This is a genomic window from Capnocytophaga sp. oral taxon 864, from assembly GCF_002998835.1.
In the GTDB taxonomy this organism is placed as follows: domain Bacteria; phylum Bacteroidota; class Bacteroidia; order Flavobacteriales; family Flavobacteriaceae; genus Capnocytophaga; species Capnocytophaga ochracea.
In genome coordinates this window covers 536,042-552,399 of record NZ_CP027232.1, presented here as the reverse complement: position 1 = coordinate 552,399, position 16,358 = coordinate 536,042, and the positions used below count along the sequence as shown (strand labels likewise).

Here is a 16,358-nt window from a genome sequence, read left to right as displayed (position 1 = left end):
AATTTTGTTGCGCAAAAACTGAAATACTATGAATGAGAAAATACAAGCACTCATAAGCAATTACATTCGTTTCTTACAAGAAAAACCTTCTAATCCTGATGAAGTGTACAAATGGCAGGCAATAGAACATTTTGAGCAGCATTGGGATATTAATGCCCCTGATTTTTACGAAATGTTTAAAGAGGCTTTTCGGAAAAAGGATAATTTAGTAGATTACCGTCCTTTTGGTATATTGGAAGCGTTAGGAGAAAACTATGCAACGAAATTAAAGGAATTGTTGGGTATTGTTTATGGGGCTGATGATTTCTATACCAAATTGGGAAAATGCAGGACTTTCACTGAAAATGTTATTGATGACTTAAAAGAGAAAAGCAATATAAATTTTAGTACAAAAATTGATGAGCGTACTCTTTCTTTTTTACTGACGCTGAAATTCCCTAATGAGTATACTTTTTATAAAAGGGATATTTATACTAAGTTATGTGAGTATTTAGGAGAAGTTTCCCGAAAAGAGCGCAAATACGAGCATTTTATTGAGTTGCTTACCGAAATTACAACTTATTTTAACAATCCTGAGTTAAGACAACTCACGAGCAACTTTATTCCACAAGGTTTTGATGAACCTTTGCTATTGGCTCAGGATATTGTGTACCAGAATATGACAATTTCTTCAGAAAAAGCATTTAGAAACGTATTGGATAAGATTCCTAAGCATTGGGCTTCTGTTTTCTTTTACAAATTAGGAAATATTATAGAGGATTTAGCATTAGAAGATACCGAAAATCAAGTGTTCAGTGTTAGATTAGATGAAAAATCACTTCGTTATCACATAGGGAAGAGGATTTGTTTAAGTGTAAGTCCCAAAGAATTTCTTTTTATTACAGGAAGGGAAGTAGATATCCCAAAACTGAGAAGGGAAGAGTTTGAAAGACCTAACAATGCTTTTCTTTATTATCAGGGAACCCCACAACATATTGAAACATATTACCCTGATATCAAAAATGCTGTCAAAGAAGAGATAGCACTTGATAAGGAAACCTATCCTAAAAATTATGACAATAGTTATTTCAGGGAATATGTTTTTGAAAAGAGATACAAAGAAGAATTTGAAACAATAGAAAGTAATATGACAAATCAAGCGATTAAGCCTACGATTATTGACCTACTACGTTACAAGCACCAAATCATCTTACAAGGTCCTCCAGGTACAGGTAAAACCCGTGAAGCCAAGCGTATTGCCAAACAGCTATTAGGTTTGAATGACAATGATAGCTTAGAGGGTAATGAGCAGTTTAAACTGATTCAGTTTCACCCCAGTTACTCTTACGAAGATTTTGTAAGGGGTATTGTCGCCAAGCCTAATGAAGAGGGAGACGGGATTGTCTATACAGCTGAAAATAAAGTGTTAGCTAAGTTTGCAGAGAAAGCATTGGAAGTTTACAATACAGAAAGTATTGAAGAGGAGGAAGAAATAGTAGTAAACGAGGTCTATGATATTACAGAAGAATTTAAAAAATTTCTAAATAAAAAAAGAGAGAATAAAGAAGAGTTCTTTTTTGATCCTATAGAAAGAACAGTTGTGTTTGATAAAATAGAAAATGGTAGATTATTTTATAAAGCAAAGGGAAAAATAAGTAGTATATCAATTTTTGATTTTTCTCAAGAAAATCTAAATGATAATTTTAAAAGTTTTTATGAGAATATAAAACGTAACAAAGGTGGATATTGGGAAATAATGACTGATTATTTTATACAATGGGCTGATATTGTAAAAACTTATACATCTTGTAAGAGCATTGTAAAGAAAAAGAAAGGTACTAAACCCTTCGTCCTCATAATCGACGAAATCAACCGTGCGAACCTTTCAACAGTATTGGGAGAACTCATCTATGCCTTGGAATATCGCGGGGAATCCGTGGAGAGTATGTATGCCATCGATGATGACAATAGTTTCACACTACCACCTAACCTCTACATCATCGGTACAATGAATACGGCTGACCGCTCGGTAGGGCATATAGATTATGCCATTCGTCGGCGCTTTGCCTTTGTGAATGTGTTGCCTAAGGAGTTAGAAGGGAATTTTGATAAAAATTTGTTTAAAGCAGTAAGTAAGCTCTTTATTGAGAACTATGATGAATATATTAACAATACAGATACTGAATTAAAACGTGCCAAAACCTTATCACCTGAATTTAAACCAGAAGATGTGTGGCTTGGACAGTCGTATTTTATTCAGAAAAAATATAGCGATGGAAAAGATGTGCCTATGTCTATTCGTTGGGAATACGAAATCAAGCCCATTCTATTGGAATACATAAAAGATGGGATACTCATAGATAATATAAAGATTGAAGAACAAATGCAAGAAATTAAAACATTAGTCTATGAAAATAACCCTTCTTGAACATCAACCCTATAGCATTAAAAAAGAAGAGGGGAGCATTTACTTTGAAGCAATACCTAAGATTTGTCCGTATGTATTGAAGAAAGATAAATGGGGAAATCCTATATATCCTTTTGAAATTAGTCGTACAAATGAGGAAGAAGTGTGTTTGCAGGCAGGCTATTACGTGGGAGCTTTGTGGTTGGTAAAACATCACAAATTCGTATATATAGAGCCTAAAATGAACAAAAAACAGATTGTTGAAGGCTTTCCTACCCAAGAGGAAGAATGGGCAGAAATCGACTATCTAAAAATGCTTCTCAGCATTACGGCGCTCGACCCTAAACATACACAAAATCTTATCAAAATCTATTGGGAGGAACCGCTAATTGCCATCGAACAGCAAAAAGACACGCTCACGCCTTTCCTAATAGTACAATTCCTATTGCTACTGAAGCGTATTGTGCGCAAAGGACTTAAAAAATCGTACTACACGGTGGAGGAGAATCTTAATAACCGCATCAAAGGCAAGATACAGTTAGGTAAACACCTCAAACAAAATGTTTTTAAGAACAAACTCACAGCTCACGTATGTAGGTATCAAGAGTTTGGAATGGATAGCCTCGAAAATCGCTTTTTGAAGAAAGTTTTGCAGTTTATCATCAGCTTTAAGAATACACACTCTAATTACTTTGCAGGCAATGACGAGTCTATTCGAGAACTGATTACGTATTGTAGTCCGCATTTTGAGTTGATTTCAGAAGAACTTGACGTAGAAAACCTCAAAAAACTCACTACCAATCCTTTTTTTAAAGAATATGAGGAAGCTATTCGCATCGGGAAGCAGATTTTGAAGCGTTTTTCGTATAATATCACCGAAACAACCCAACAAAAAGTAGCTATTCCGCCTTTTTGGATAGATATGCCTAAACTTTTTGAGTTATATGTCTATAAAAAGCTACAAGAACAGTTCGGCAGTAGGGGAGAGGTACACTATCATTTTACGGGTGATTACACTGAGTTAGATTTCTTGCTCAACACTCCAGAATACCAAATGGTCATTGATGCCAAGTATAAACCTATTTATGAAGATAGTAGAGTGATAGACGACATCCGGCAAGTAAGTGGTTATGCGCGTTTGGAAAGGGTTTATAAAGCTCTAAAAATAGATGATGATAGGTTGATAGATTGCCTTATCGTCTATCCCTCATTTGAACAAAATACCGATTTAAACATCGCAAATAAAAAGGAGATACATCAGTACAGAAATATTTATAAATTAAGTGTTTCTGTTCCATTAATCATTAACAATTAATCATTTATCATTAAAAAATATGTCACAATTCTACAATAGTATCGCTGAGAAATACGATGCTATCTTTCCACTATCGCCTGCACATAAAGTCTTTTTCGATGCCGAAGTGCACGGCAAGACAGTTCTTGATGTAGGAGCGGGTACGGGCAACCTTACCGCCTATCTGCGCGCACAGGGCTATGATGTTACGGCTATCGACCTCAGTAAGGCACTTATTGCTCAGGCTACTGCCAAGGGTATTGAAGTGCAAGAGCTTAATATGCTTGCTATCGATACTTTACCTATGTTCGATACTATTATCAACATTGGGAACACGCTTCCACATTTGGATAATAAAGACGAAGTGCAAACTTTTCTTAAAAAGGCTTATAACCAACTCACGCAAGGAGGCAAACTTATCTTGCAAATGGTAAACTTTGAGAAGTATTTTGCCCAGAAAGAAGGTAATTTTCTCGGTAACCTACCTCTAATAGAGAACGAAAAAGTAAAGTTTGAGCGTTCTTATCACTTAAACCACGAAGGGAAGATAGTTTTTAAGACAGTTTTGGACGAAACTATCGCTAATGAAGAGCTTTTACAGCCTATTTTTTCCCAAGAACTCACCCAATGGCTCTCTCAAATAGGTTTTAAAGACCTTAAACTATACGGCAACTTCAAAAAAGAGTCTTTTAATCCTAAAACTTCAATGGCGCTTATTGTAATAGCTCAGAAATAACTTCTCTATACAATTGCTATTATTTTCATATCTCACAAATATTCCGTACTTTTGCACTTTAAAACAATACATTATGGCACGATTAGGAATATTATGTGCCTTAAACAAGTAACTCAACGTTATATTTATAGTAGATATTTAATTTAATCATTTATCATTAAACATTAATCATTAACAATGTTATCAGTATCCAATTTATCCGTACAATTCGGCAAGCGCGTCCTCTTCGATGAGGTAAACGTAACCTTTACACAAGGCAACTGCTACGGCATCATCGGTGCCAATGGAGCAGGCAAATCTACTTTCCTTAAAATTCTTTCAGGCAAGCAAGAACCTACTTCGGGGCGTGTGATCCTCGAACCGGGCAAGCGTATGTCGGTGCTCGAACAAGACCACTACGCTTACGACGACTATACTGTGCTCGACACCGTGATTATGGGTAATAAAGTCCTCTCCAAAGTCAAAAAAGAGATGGACGACCTCTATGCCGACTATTCCGATGAACACGCCGAACGCATCGGTGAGCTACAAATACAGTTCGATGAGATGAACGGCTGGAATGCCGAGAGTGATGCGGCTGCACTACTTTCCAATTTGGGCATTTCTGAGGATATGCACTATATCCTAATGTCCGAAATGGACGGCAAACTCAAAGTGCGGGTACTTCTTGCACAAGCACTCTTTGGCAACCCCGATGTACTCATAATGGACGAGCCTACGAACGACCTCGACTTCGAGACTATCAGCTGGTTGGAGAACTTTTTGGCAAACTATGACAATACGGTGATTGTAGTCTCTCACGACCGACACTTCCTCGATGCTGTTTGTACCCATATCTCCGATATTGACTTTGGGAAAATCAATCATTATTCGGGTAACTATACTTTCTGGTACGAAAGTAGTCAGTTGGCAGCCCGTCAGCGTGCGCAACAGAACAAAAAGGCGGAAGAGAAAGCCAAAGAATTGCAGGAATTTATTGCGCGCTTTAGTGCCAACGTGGCAAAATCGAAGCAGGCGACCTCTCGTAAGAAGATGTTGGAAAAACTCAATATCGAGGAAATCAAACCGTCTTCTCGTCGTTACCCTGCCATCATTTTCGAGCGTGACCGCGAGGCTGGCGACCAAATCCTACACGTGGAAAACCTCGCCGCGTCTATCGACGGACAGGTATTGTTCCAAAATGTGGATATCAATCTTGCCAAAGACGACAAAGTAGCCGTGATTTCTAAAGATTCGCGTGCCACCACTGCCTTTTATGAGATTCTCAACGGCAATCTCAAGCCCGATACGGGCACTTTTGCGTGGGGTATCACCACCTCGCAGTCCTATCTGCCGGTGGATAACTCCGATTTCTTCACTCAAGACCTTTCTTTGGTGGATTGGTTGCGCCAATGGGCAAAAACAGAGGAAGAGCGCGAGGAAGTATATGTGCGTGGGTTCTTGGGCAAGATGCTTTTCAGTGGCGAGGAAGCCCTCAAAAACTGTAAAGTGCTCTCAGGAGGCGAGAAAGTGCGCTGTATGCTCAGCCGTATGATGATGTTGCGCGCCAATGTGCTTATGCTCAACGAACCTACCAACCATTTGGATTTGGAGAGCATCACCGCCTTCAATAACTCGCTAAAAAACTTCAAAGGCACCGTGCTTTTCACCACCCACGACCACGAATTTTCGCAAACCGTTGCCAATCGTATCATTGAGCTTACCCCTAGTGGTATTATTGACCGCTATATGACCTTTGATGAGTATATGGACAACAAAAATATACAGGAACTCCGCGAAAAAATGTATAAACAATGATTAATTATTAATGATTAATGGTTAATCACAGCACTTTGGCAAAGGTATTTGCATAAAAAGGTGATTAGAATAAGCTTTGCCAGAGTTTTTTTTTGTAAAAATCTAAAAAAGTAAATAGTTTTGGTTAGATAAAAGAAGAAAAAAAGTATAATAATCAATAAAACCAAGTATAAGATGAATTTAAATCAGTGTGTCTCAATAACTAATTCGATAGAAGAATTATTATCTCTGGATATTGATAGAACAATAGCTAATTTCTACGAAAATGAGCAAAATATAAGTAAAAAACAGATTGATCAATTGAATATTGGAGATTTTATTTCTTTAACAAAAAGAGTTTTAAAGCAAATAAGTAAGGAGATTAACTCACCTGATGGATTTATTTTGCCATATAATTATAATGTACCTGATGTAGGACAATCTAATTTACATCAAGTTATAAATGATTTAAAATCATATATAGTCAATAATCAATTATCAAGTGCTGAAAAATTTTTATTTTGGCTTATTCAATATGCTTTACAAAACGGTTTTTATGATAAATCAAAATACAAATCTTACCCTCTTGAAGAAATAGATTTTTCAGAAAGAAATGATAAACTATCTCTATTAGAAACTAATTTGAATAACCTAAAAAAATATTATGATGAATTATTAGAAAATATTAAATCTACCACCGAGGAAATTAATAGTTATTATTCTCAAAAACAAACAGAATTAAGAGGAATAGAAGCTAATCTTACTAGCTCAAGAAATGATGCTAAAGAAATAGCAGATTTACTTAGTGATTCGAATGTAAATAAAGCCAAAATAGATAGTATATTAGAACAAGTTGAAAAGGAAAAAGAGAGAATAGAAAACCTTAACAAAGAATCAAAAACTACATTTACTGGTCTTAAAGATAGTTATACAGAATTATTAGAACAACTTGAAGAAAAAAATAAACTTTATAAGTCTCAAAATGATGAATTTGAAAGGCGTCTTTCTTTTGTAGTTAGTAAGGAAGAATATTTTAGGGAAAGAAATGAATATTTAGATGCTCTTATAGGAAGAGAGGTAGGTGCATCATTATTTGAAACATTCAAACAACGAAAAACAGAACTAAATCGACCTCTTAACTTTTGGAAATGGGCAGTAGCTATTATGGGGGGATTAACTTTTGGTGTTGTGTTAGCTATTTTTACTAATTTTTTTGGTTGCTTAGGTGAAATACCTAAAACATATTCTTGGGAAATAATAGTTGTAAATTTTATAAAAACTATTCCTTTCTTTTTCCTATTATATTATGTAATTGCTCAATATAATAAAGAAAGAAACTACCAAGAAGAGTATGCTTTCAAATCTGCTACTGCTTTAACAATAAAGGCTTATGCTGATATTTTAAAAACAGAACAGAATAAAGATCAATTAATTCTTCGATCAGTATATAATGTCTATAGAAATCCTATTTCAGGAAACAAAAATATGTCTCATAAAGATGTAAATGGTATAAATGATTTATTTGGAGATTTAGTTGATAAAGCTGCTGACACTTTCGTAAGGAAAAAATAGTGTCTTTATTTTAAATTATCTAACATCAATCCCAAACAATACAATATAAAGCACAAACAATAGAATATTAACTCCAAACATAGCAACATCAAGTACAAACAACCCAATATTAAGTCCAAACAATAGAAAATTAACTTCAAACATTACAATATTAAGTAGAAAAAATATAATTTTAATTGTTTAATATATAAAAATAGAATAAAAATGGCATTTTACAGAATTACAACCGAAAAATTCAAGAATTATTCCTTCATTTTTGAGGATATTTCCAAAAATGATGTTCTATATAACAATTAATCATATAAGAAAATGAAAATCATAGGAATCAGCGTGCGCACTACCAATCAGAACGGACAGGCGATCCAGGACATCGGAAACCTTTGGCAACGCTTTTTTAGCGAGCGACTTTTGGCAAAAATACCCAATAAGGTAAGCGATGCCATTTACAGCATCTACACCGATTACCAAAAGGACTATACCGAGCCTTACACTTGTATAATAGGAGTAGAAGTTACCACACTCAGCACGATTCCCGACGGTTTAGAAGGTAGGGAATTTCCTGAGCAAACCTTTCAAAAGTTTGTAGCCAAAGGTGCCATGCCTCAAGCAGTAGGGGCGATGTGGCAACATATCTGGGACAACGACACCACACTCAATCGCACTTATGTATATGACTATGAGCGCTACTCCGAGAAGTCTCAGCAAGGAGATGCCTCCGAAGTAGATATTTTTATAGGCGTAAAAGAGAACAAATAGCGAACTTAAAATAGAGGATTGCCAAAAAACCTCTTAACTAAAATGATGTTACCAGAAGAAGAAAACTACGCGGTTACCAAATTCGAATTGATGCTCAAAGAGAATAACATTCTCTTTTTCGACGTTGATGAATTTGAAGAAATCGTAGAATATTACTTAGAATACGGACGCATTAGCAAAGCGAAACGTGCCTTGGAAATCGGTTTGTCACAACACCCCGATGCTTCATCACTTAAATTGCTAAATGCAGAACAATTGGTGTTTGAAGACCGCTTAGAGGAGGCTTCGGAACTCCTCAATGAACTGTTGCTCATAGAACCTATGAATGCTGAAGTGCACGTGCAACAGGCTAATCTGTACTCTAAAATGAACAAACATCATCGCGCTATTGAATTGCTACAATACGCCATCACACTTACCGATGACGTTTCGAATATCTATGCCCTAATGGCAATGGAATACCTCTATACGGAGGATTATACCAATGCCAAAAAGTATTTTACCAAATGTTTGAAAGAAGACCCTCAGGATTATACCGCGTTCCAACAATTGGTGTTCTGCTATGAGGTGTTGGGAGAAGTGCAAGAGGCAACCGACTTTCTAAACACTTACTTAGACCAAAATCCTTATTGTGAAGTTGCTTGGTATTACCTCGGTAAGCTCTATCTATCCATTACCGACCATAAAAATGCCCTGCGTTGTTTTGATTTTGCTATCATCAGCGACGATACTTTCACGGGGGCTTATTTCGAGAAAGCTCGTGTGCTCGAAATGATGGAAGATTACGAAAAAGCTATCGAAAACTATAAGATTACTCTTACCTTAGACGACCCTTCCGCTTTAGCTTATCTGCACATTGGGCGTTGTTATGAGAAAATGCGTAACGATGCCAAGGCAGAAGAGTATTATTTCAGGGCTACACACGAAGACCCTCAGCTCGATAAGGCTTGGATTACCTTAGCCGACTTCCATTACTTGCGTCATAATCACGCTAAGGCTCTAAAATATATTAAAAAGGTACTTACTTTTGAATCTAATGAGCCTTATTATTGGCGCCGTTATGCCGAGCTGAATTATTATCACTTTCAGAACCTAAAAGAAGCAGAATACGGCTATCGGAAAGCGGTACAAAACGGCGATTATTCCTATACTACCCTCATCGAATGGATTGACCTACTGTTGCTCTCTCAAAAATACCGAGAAGCCTTATCTATCATTGCCGATATAGTGCAAATCTACCCGCACGAGCTAGAGAATTACTATCGTATTGCTTTGGCTTATTACGGATTAGACGATTTAGAGGAGGCTACTCATTATTACCACTTAGGCTTACAACACGCACCCGAGTGGCAGTCGTTTTTTGAACACAAATTCAACTTTAAAATACAATAGTTTATGGGGATAGTGCTCCGTCAATCGTTTAAGAATGTGTTGGCTACCTATTTAGGGTTTGCCATAGGGGCACAGAACACCCTTTTCTTGTTTACTTACTTCCTCTCCAAAGCTCAGTACGGATTAGTGAGTTATGTTACTTCCACTGCCACCATTCTGTCCCCTCTTATCGCCTTCGGGGTGAACAATACCTTGGTGCGTTATTATACCGCTTATCGAGATAAAAAAGAGCAAGCGCAATTCAACCTAATGCTTTGCTTTTTGCCTTTGCTCATCATTGTGCCTGCCACCTTTGTCGGGGTAATTGGGTACGAACAGATTGTGCAATGGCTTTCGACTAAAAACGAAGAAGTACGCGATTACGTTTTCCTCATCTTCCTCACTTCCGTAGCGATGGCTTACTTTGAAATTGCTTATGCGTGGACGCGTGTACAGCTAAAAACCGTTTTTGGCAATTTCCTAAAAGAGGTATTCCATAGGGTAGGGGTGATGCTCCTGCTATTAGCCATTTATTTGCAGCTCATCGACTTTCGCCAACTAATGTGGGGTGTATTTTGGGTGTATGCTTTACGAATGCTCCTAATGTTTATTTTCGCTTTCTATGTACGCCGACCGCAATTTGCTTGGGGGTTGCCTAAGAACAAGAAAGAAGTTTTTTTATATAGTCTTTTTGTGATTTTATCGGGGTCAGTAGCTTCCGTATTGATGGATATTGATAAGTTTATGCTAAATCAATACCTACCCATTGGCGAAATAGCGGTTTACAATGTAGCCATTTTTACAGCTACGGTGATTGCCATTCCGTATAGGAGTATGTACCAGATTGTGAGTCCGCTGACGGCACAATTTATGAATCAAAGCAAGCCAAAAGAGCTATCCGACCTGTATAAGCGCAGTACCGTGAATACTTACTTTGTGAGTATGGTGATTTGTGTGCTTATCATCGTCAACGCCCAGCAGTGTTATGCCCTCTTGCCCGATAAGGATTACAGCACAGGACTCACGGTGCTTGTCATAATATCAGTAGTAAAGCTATCGGACGCCTTAGTGGGCTTCAACAATGCGGTATTGCTCAATTCACCTTACTATCGTACTGTACTGTTTTTGGGTGTTTTTTTGGTCATAGGCACTGTTTTAATGAATATGTGGCTCATACCGCTTTACGGCATCAATGGGGCGGGATTAGCAACCCTAATCGCTTTTAGTTCATATAACCTACTCAAGTCAGTTTTTGTGTATCGCAAATACAACTTGCAGCCTTTTTATAAAGAAACGTTACAGACCACCCTCTTTGGTATCGTAGCCATAGGAGGTTTCTTCTTTTGGGACTTTCCGTTTCACCCTCTTGTAAATATCAGCTTAAAATCATTACTCGTATGGGGAGTCAGTGTATTTTTTCTTCTTAAATTGGGAATTTCGGAGGAGTTAATAAGGCTTATTCGCCGATTTAGTAATTAGTAAATTAGTCCTTGTATTTGCTTTTCGTATAGAGTAGAGCCACTGTAGAGCTACTGTAGACCCACTGTAGACCCACTGTAGGTTCGTTCTTCTTTCATTTATTATTCGGTGAAACTCTATGCTAAGTATGTTTGTATAATTGTTATGAATTTGTTCATCATAAAAGATAGCCCAAAATATCTTTGTATATGATACTTTTTTCTGTATCTTTGTCGTTGGATTTTAGTAACCATAAAATGTACTAAAAAAATAAATGTAATATGCATCCACGTATCAAAAACATTCTTGAAAATTACACTTATCCTATTATCAAATCTATTACTTACCCTAATGGTGATATGCTTGTTTTGGAGGGACAATGGATTAAAGAGAAGTATCACCTAAGAATTTTGTGTAAATCGTCCTTAGATAGTTATTTTAGGTATAATGAAGCTGATTATGTTTCTGATCTCTATCCGCAAATGGTAGCAGAAAATGCTCAATATAAAGTGTATGGAGGTGAATGTAGTTGGGAAGGAGATGGTTTTATTTACATTATCAATAAAGAAAATGGGGAACTTTTATGGTTTTTGTTTTTGGATAATAGCGAGTATTTTAAGGAAGCCTATTTTGAGGATACAAACCATATAATCGCTCGTTCTGAACTTGGCTTACGACTAAGAATTCCTATTAATGAACCTGAAAAACTAAGTGTAATAAAATGACTTTAGAAGAGATAAAAGCAATTGTCTATTACATTCAAGGCTTACAAGCCCTTTGGAAAGAAGGCTATAATGCTAAAAAAGTAGGGGATTATACTTCCAATTTTATATGCAAAGACTTCAGAGACTATAATACCACAAATGAGCTGTGGGAGGTTATCAATGAGTTACGGCTTATGGGAGAAGGAGAAGAATGGGAAAAAACTAAAGAAGAAGTAGAAGCTCTCATTCAAGAGAAATTAGGAATTAGTATTTGCGAACCTATCAGTATACTTTCTTACACAACTAACTTGTTTATAAAGCAACTTACCAACGATTTCTCAACCGATTCACTAGTTTTATCATTTATTGAACAGACAAAAGAGCTTATTACTTATCAAGAATATACTTTGGCATTGGAAAACTTACTGAAAAGCCTTTTGGAAAAATGTATTTTTATTCCAAGAGATACTTTAGCTATTTTGGATAACATAGAAGATACTCAAATTCAGCGATTACAACAAGCTTTATGGGGAATATAATCCATCAATAAAAAACTATCGTTTTTCTTTGGTGGATTATTCTTTTTTTGTACCTTTGTCATTCGTTTGTTAAATAGCAAATAACTTTTTAAACTTACCAAAATATTATGTCTAAAGAATTAGAAAATGTAATGACCAATCACTTTGAAAAAAAACACCTTATCGCTTTGATATGTATAGTGATTGTAACCGCTGTAGTGTGGAATTTGCCTACTGAGGTGTTTCATATTAGCGGACTAACGGTGGTACATCAGCGAATTATCGCTATTTTTGTATTTGCCACTCTTATGTGGATTAGTGAGGCTATCCCTTCGTGGGCTACTTCGCTGGGTATCATCACCCTAATGTGTTTAACGGTTTCTAACCACAGTCTGTTTTTCTTTAAAGGAGAAGAGAATGAGATTTTCGGAAAACTACTCAGCAGTAAAGAGATTATGGCTACCTTTGCCAACCCTGTGATTATACTCTTTTTAGGTGGTTTTTTCTTGGCTATTGCCGCTACCAAATCGGGGTTAGACGTCTTGCTTGCCAAAAATTTGATACGTCCGTTCGGAAATAAAAGCGAGAATGTGCTATTGGGTTTCTTGCTCATTACGGGTATTTTCTCAATGTTTGTAAGTAATACCGCTACGGCAGCTATGATGCTCACTTTCCTTACTCCTGTTTTTGCAGCATTGCCTGCAAGTGGTAAAGGACGTACCGCGCTCACAATGAGTATCCCGATTGCCGCTAACTTAGGCGGTATGGCTACCCCTATCGGCACACCTCCTAACGCTATTGCTCTGCAAGCTCTTAACGACCCTAAAGGACTGAATATGGGCGTTGATTTCGGTGAATGGATGTCGTTTATGTTCCCATTGGTACTTTTGTTGCTATTCATCTCGTGGCGACTCATACTGAAATTCTTCCCTTTTACTCAAAAAACAATTAACTTACATATTCTAGGAAAAGTACACCAAGGTTGGCGTATGTGGGTAGTTAGTGGCACTTTTATCATTACTATTCTTTTATGGCTACTCCCCAGTGAACTAACTGGTATTGATGCCAATACCGTTGCCTTAGTGCCTATGGGTATTTTTGCAGCAACAGGTGTGATTACTGCCAAAGACCTACAGTCCATCAATTGGAGCGTTATTTGGATGGTAGCGGGAGGATTCGCTTTAGGTTTAGGTATCAATGAATCGGGCTTAGCCAAACTTGCTATTGATACCATTCCATTTGGGTCGTGGTCGCCTATAATAGTATTGATTGCATCGGGACTTATTTGTTATCTTCTCAGCAACTTTATTTCCAATACTGCTGCGGCAGCCTTGTTAATTCCTATTTTGGTAACTATTTGTCAAGGAATGGGAGAAAACCTAAGTGCGATAGGTGGTACCTCTACAGTGCTTATTGGGATAGCTCTAGCAGCATCATCAGCGATGTGCTTACCTATTTCTACGCCTCCGAATGCCATTGCGTACTCTACAGGCTTAGTAAAACAAAACGATATGCTAAAAATGGGGCTTATCGTAGGGCTTATCAGTATGGTGATAGGATACCTTGTTTTGTATGTTGTAGGAGAGACACATCTCTTAGGATAATATGAAAAACATCATTATCTTACTTGTATATATGTTAGATAAAAAAATGAATTATGAATTACGACAATTTTTTTCTTCCTGCGGAAAATTTTGAAGAAAGTAAACAATTTTTTGCAGAAGTTTTAAATCTGAAAATCAAGTTTGATTTTTCAGAGATAGGAATGATAGCTTTCAATGTGGGAGATGAAGAACCTGCCATTATTTTGAAAGATAAGACGAAATTTCCCAATACCAAACCAACAATTTGGCTGGAAGTGAGCGACGTAAAGCAAATATATGATGAGTTGCAAGGAAAGGGTATATCATTTTTAAGTCCGCCGTTTCCTATCAGAACGGGTTGGGCGATTGAGTTTTTAGATCCATCGGGAAATGTATTAGGTTTTACGGATTACAAAACAGAAAAATAAAACCTCATTCAAGTATTTTTCTAGTTCGCAAAAGTAGAAAATATGAAGAACATCATCATAACAGGAACCAGCAGAGGTATAGGCTTTGCGCTAGTACAACAGTTGGCTGCGGAAGGGCATAACATTTTAGCCCTTTCGCGGCATACTGCTACTATAGAGGCACTCAATTTGCCTAATGTACATTGTTTCTCTTTTGATATTACAAAAACAGAAAGCCTACAAACGGTAGTCACTTATTTGCAACAATGGCAGCGCGTGGATATACTCATTCACAACGCAGGAAAACTCATCAATAAACCCTTTGAACAACTTACTGAAACTGACTTTTTAGAAGTGTACAAGGTAAATGTATTCGGAGTGGCACAACTCACTCAGAAAGTATTGCCTTTTATGAGGAATGGCTCGCACGTGGTAAGTATCAGCAGTATGGGAGGCATACAAGGAAGTTTGAAGTTTAGCGGTTTGGCAGCGTATAGTTCCTCTAAAGGTGCTCTTATTACCCTATCGGAGCTCTTAGCCGAAGAATACAAAGAGCGCGGTATCATCTTCAACACTTTAGCTTTAGGTGCGGTACAGACCGAAATGCTCACTGAAGCCTTCCCTGATTATAAAGCTAATATCACCCCAAAGCAAATGGCACGCTACATTGCCGATTTTGCCGTTAATGGTAGTAAGGTATTCAATGGAAAAGTAGTACAAGTAGCCAATACAACTCCATAAAACAATTAAAAACTAACGACTAATAAACTAAAATATGTACATCATTATTTTAACGTATCAAAAAGACCTTTCAGAGGTTGAAAAACATTTAGAAGCACATCGCGCTTATTTAGATAAGCATTATGCTTCAAGACATTTTATCGCTTCAGGAGCACAAGTACCTCGCATAGGTGGTATAATTTTGTGCAAGGCAGGTAGTAGGGGAGAGGTAGAAGCTGTTATTGCCCAAGACCCTTTTTATCAGCACCAAATAGCAACCTACCAGGTCATTGAGTTTACTCCTACCAAATTCTCTGAGGAGTTCAGTAAGGTACTCTCTTAAAACCACAATTAACAAGTGAAAATTATTTTTCTAACAGCCCTTACTTTCTCAATCTTAATACTCCTGCTTTATTACCTAATTCAGCAGTCTAAAAAGCCTTCGGGTTTTGTAGGTGTAATAATGATGAAACTTTTTAATCGTGTTTATATACCAATGGTACAATGGGCATTAGGATTTTATAAACCGTCAGAAGCTCCACGAAAAATATTAGATATAGGAGTAGGAAATGGCAAATCAACTGTCCTGCTCACTGAATATTTCCCTCATAGTGAAGTTTGGGGAATTGAAATATCCGAAATCGCTATTAAGGAAGCAAAGAAGCTTCATACAAGGGCTATCTTTCAGTTAGAGGACATTCAGCATAGCTCATTTGGCGATAAAACTTTTGATTTGATAACTGCTTTTCAAACACACTTCCATTGGCAAGAACTCAAAGAGGCTTTTTTGGAAGTCAAACGCATACTCTCAGACAAAGGTATTTTTCTCATTGCTTGTGAATATGCAAAGATTAGTTATTACCTTCCTAAGCTAAAAAGGACAGAAGATTTTAGTCAATTTTTAAACTCAGTAGGACTATCCTTAATACAAGAAGAAAGAATGCAAGGTTGGGTGCTTTATGAATTAATAGCTACTGAATATAAGTAACTTATAATAAAAATATAAACTTTTTATTTAATATGTATTTTATAAAGTATCTACTTACTATGTATATAAATGTGAAAATAATCTAATAA

15 protein-coding genes are annotated in these 16,358 nt (G+C 36.8%); all 15 read left to right on the top strand.

The features are described from left to right. The first annotated feature begins 28 nt into the window (after positions 1-28). The 15 genes from C3V44_RS02580 to C3V44_RS02510 all read left to right on the top strand — a co-directional run bounded on the left by C3V44_RS02580 (position 29) and on the right by C3V44_RS02510 (position 16,269). A complete protein-coding gene (locus C3V44_RS02580; protein WP_106095423.1) occupies positions 29-2,407 on the top strand; it encodes an McrB family protein in 2,379 nt (792 codons plus the stop codon). After that, positions 2,388-3,701 carry a restriction endonuclease gene (locus C3V44_RS02575; RefSeq protein WP_106095422.1) on the top strand — a complete coding sequence of 438 codons (1,314 nt, stop codon included), beginning with the start codon at positions 2,388-2,390 and terminating at the stop codon, positions 3,699-3,701. Before C3V44_RS02580 ends, C3V44_RS02575 begins: the two co-directional genes overlap by 20 nt. A 19-nt stretch (positions 3,702-3,720) precedes the next feature. Continuing rightward, positions 3,721-4,416 carry a bifunctional 2-polyprenyl-6-hydroxyphenol methylase/3-demethylubiquinol 3-O-methyltransferase UbiG gene (locus C3V44_RS02570; RefSeq protein WP_106095421.1) on the top strand — a complete coding sequence of 232 codons (696 nt, stop codon included), beginning with the start codon at positions 3,721-3,723 and terminating at the stop codon, positions 4,414-4,416. Positions 4,417-4,593: 177 nt separating this feature from the next. Continuing rightward, positions 4,594-6,213, top strand: a complete 1,620-nt coding sequence (locus C3V44_RS02565; RefSeq protein WP_106095420.1) for an ABC-F family ATP-binding cassette domain-containing protein — start codon at positions 4,594-4,596, stop codon at positions 6,211-6,213. Positions 6,214-6,387: 174 nt separating this feature from the next. Beyond that, the gene (locus C3V44_RS02560) at positions 6,388-7,764 is read left to right on the top strand and encodes a hypothetical protein (RefSeq protein ID WP_106095419.1); all 1,377 of its coding nucleotides are present in this window, start codon (positions 6,388-6,390) and stop codon (positions 7,762-7,764) included. A 309-nt stretch (positions 7,765-8,073) separates the two neighbouring features. Beyond that, the gene (locus C3V44_RS02555) at positions 8,074-8,520 is read left to right on the top strand and encodes a GyrI-like domain-containing protein (protein WP_106095418.1); all 447 of its coding nucleotides are present in this window, start codon (positions 8,074-8,076) and stop codon (positions 8,518-8,520) included. Between the two features lie 42 nt (positions 8,521-8,562). After that, a complete protein-coding gene (locus C3V44_RS02550) occupies positions 8,563-9,912 on the top strand; it encodes a lipopolysaccharide assembly protein LapB (RefSeq protein WP_106095417.1) in 1,350 nt (449 codons plus the stop codon). Positions 9,913-9,915: 3 nt separating this feature from the next. After that, positions 9,916-11,370, top strand: a complete 1,455-nt coding sequence (locus C3V44_RS02545) for a lipopolysaccharide biosynthesis protein (protein WP_106095416.1) — start codon at positions 9,916-9,918, stop codon at positions 11,368-11,370. Positions 11,371-11,630: 260 nt separating this feature from the next. Then, positions 11,631-12,074, top strand: a complete 444-nt coding sequence (locus tag C3V44_RS02540) for a hypothetical protein (RefSeq protein ID WP_106095415.1) — start codon at positions 11,631-11,633, stop codon at positions 12,072-12,074. Further along, entirely contained in the window at positions 12,071-12,592 is a 522-nt protein-coding gene (locus C3V44_RS02535; RefSeq protein ID WP_106095414.1) for a hypothetical protein, read from the top strand. Before C3V44_RS02540 ends, C3V44_RS02535 begins: the two co-directional genes overlap by 4 nt. Before the next feature lie 107 nt (positions 12,593-12,699). After that, a complete protein-coding gene (locus C3V44_RS02530; protein ID WP_009419747.1) occupies positions 12,700-14,175 on the top strand; it encodes a DASS family sodium-coupled anion symporter in 1,476 nt (491 codons plus the stop codon). Between the two features lie 53 nt (positions 14,176-14,228). Further along, positions 14,229-14,582, top strand: a complete 354-nt coding sequence (locus C3V44_RS02525; RefSeq protein ID WP_106095413.1) for a VOC family protein — start codon at positions 14,229-14,231, stop codon at positions 14,580-14,582. 42 nt (positions 14,583-14,624) lie between these two features. After that, a complete protein-coding gene (locus C3V44_RS02520) occupies positions 14,625-15,302 on the top strand; it encodes an SDR family oxidoreductase (RefSeq protein ID WP_106095412.1) in 678 nt (225 codons plus the stop codon). A gap of 34 nt (positions 15,303-15,336) precedes the next feature. Further along, positions 15,337-15,624 (top strand): YciI family protein, encoded by a 288-nt coding sequence (locus C3V44_RS02515; protein WP_106095411.1) that lies wholly within the window; start codon positions 15,337-15,339, stop codon positions 15,622-15,624. A gap of 15 nt (positions 15,625-15,639) precedes the next feature. Then, a complete protein-coding gene (locus C3V44_RS02510) occupies positions 15,640-16,269 on the top strand; it encodes a class I SAM-dependent methyltransferase (protein ID WP_106095410.1) in 630 nt (209 codons plus the stop codon). Positions 16,270-16,358 lie beyond the last annotated feature (89 nt).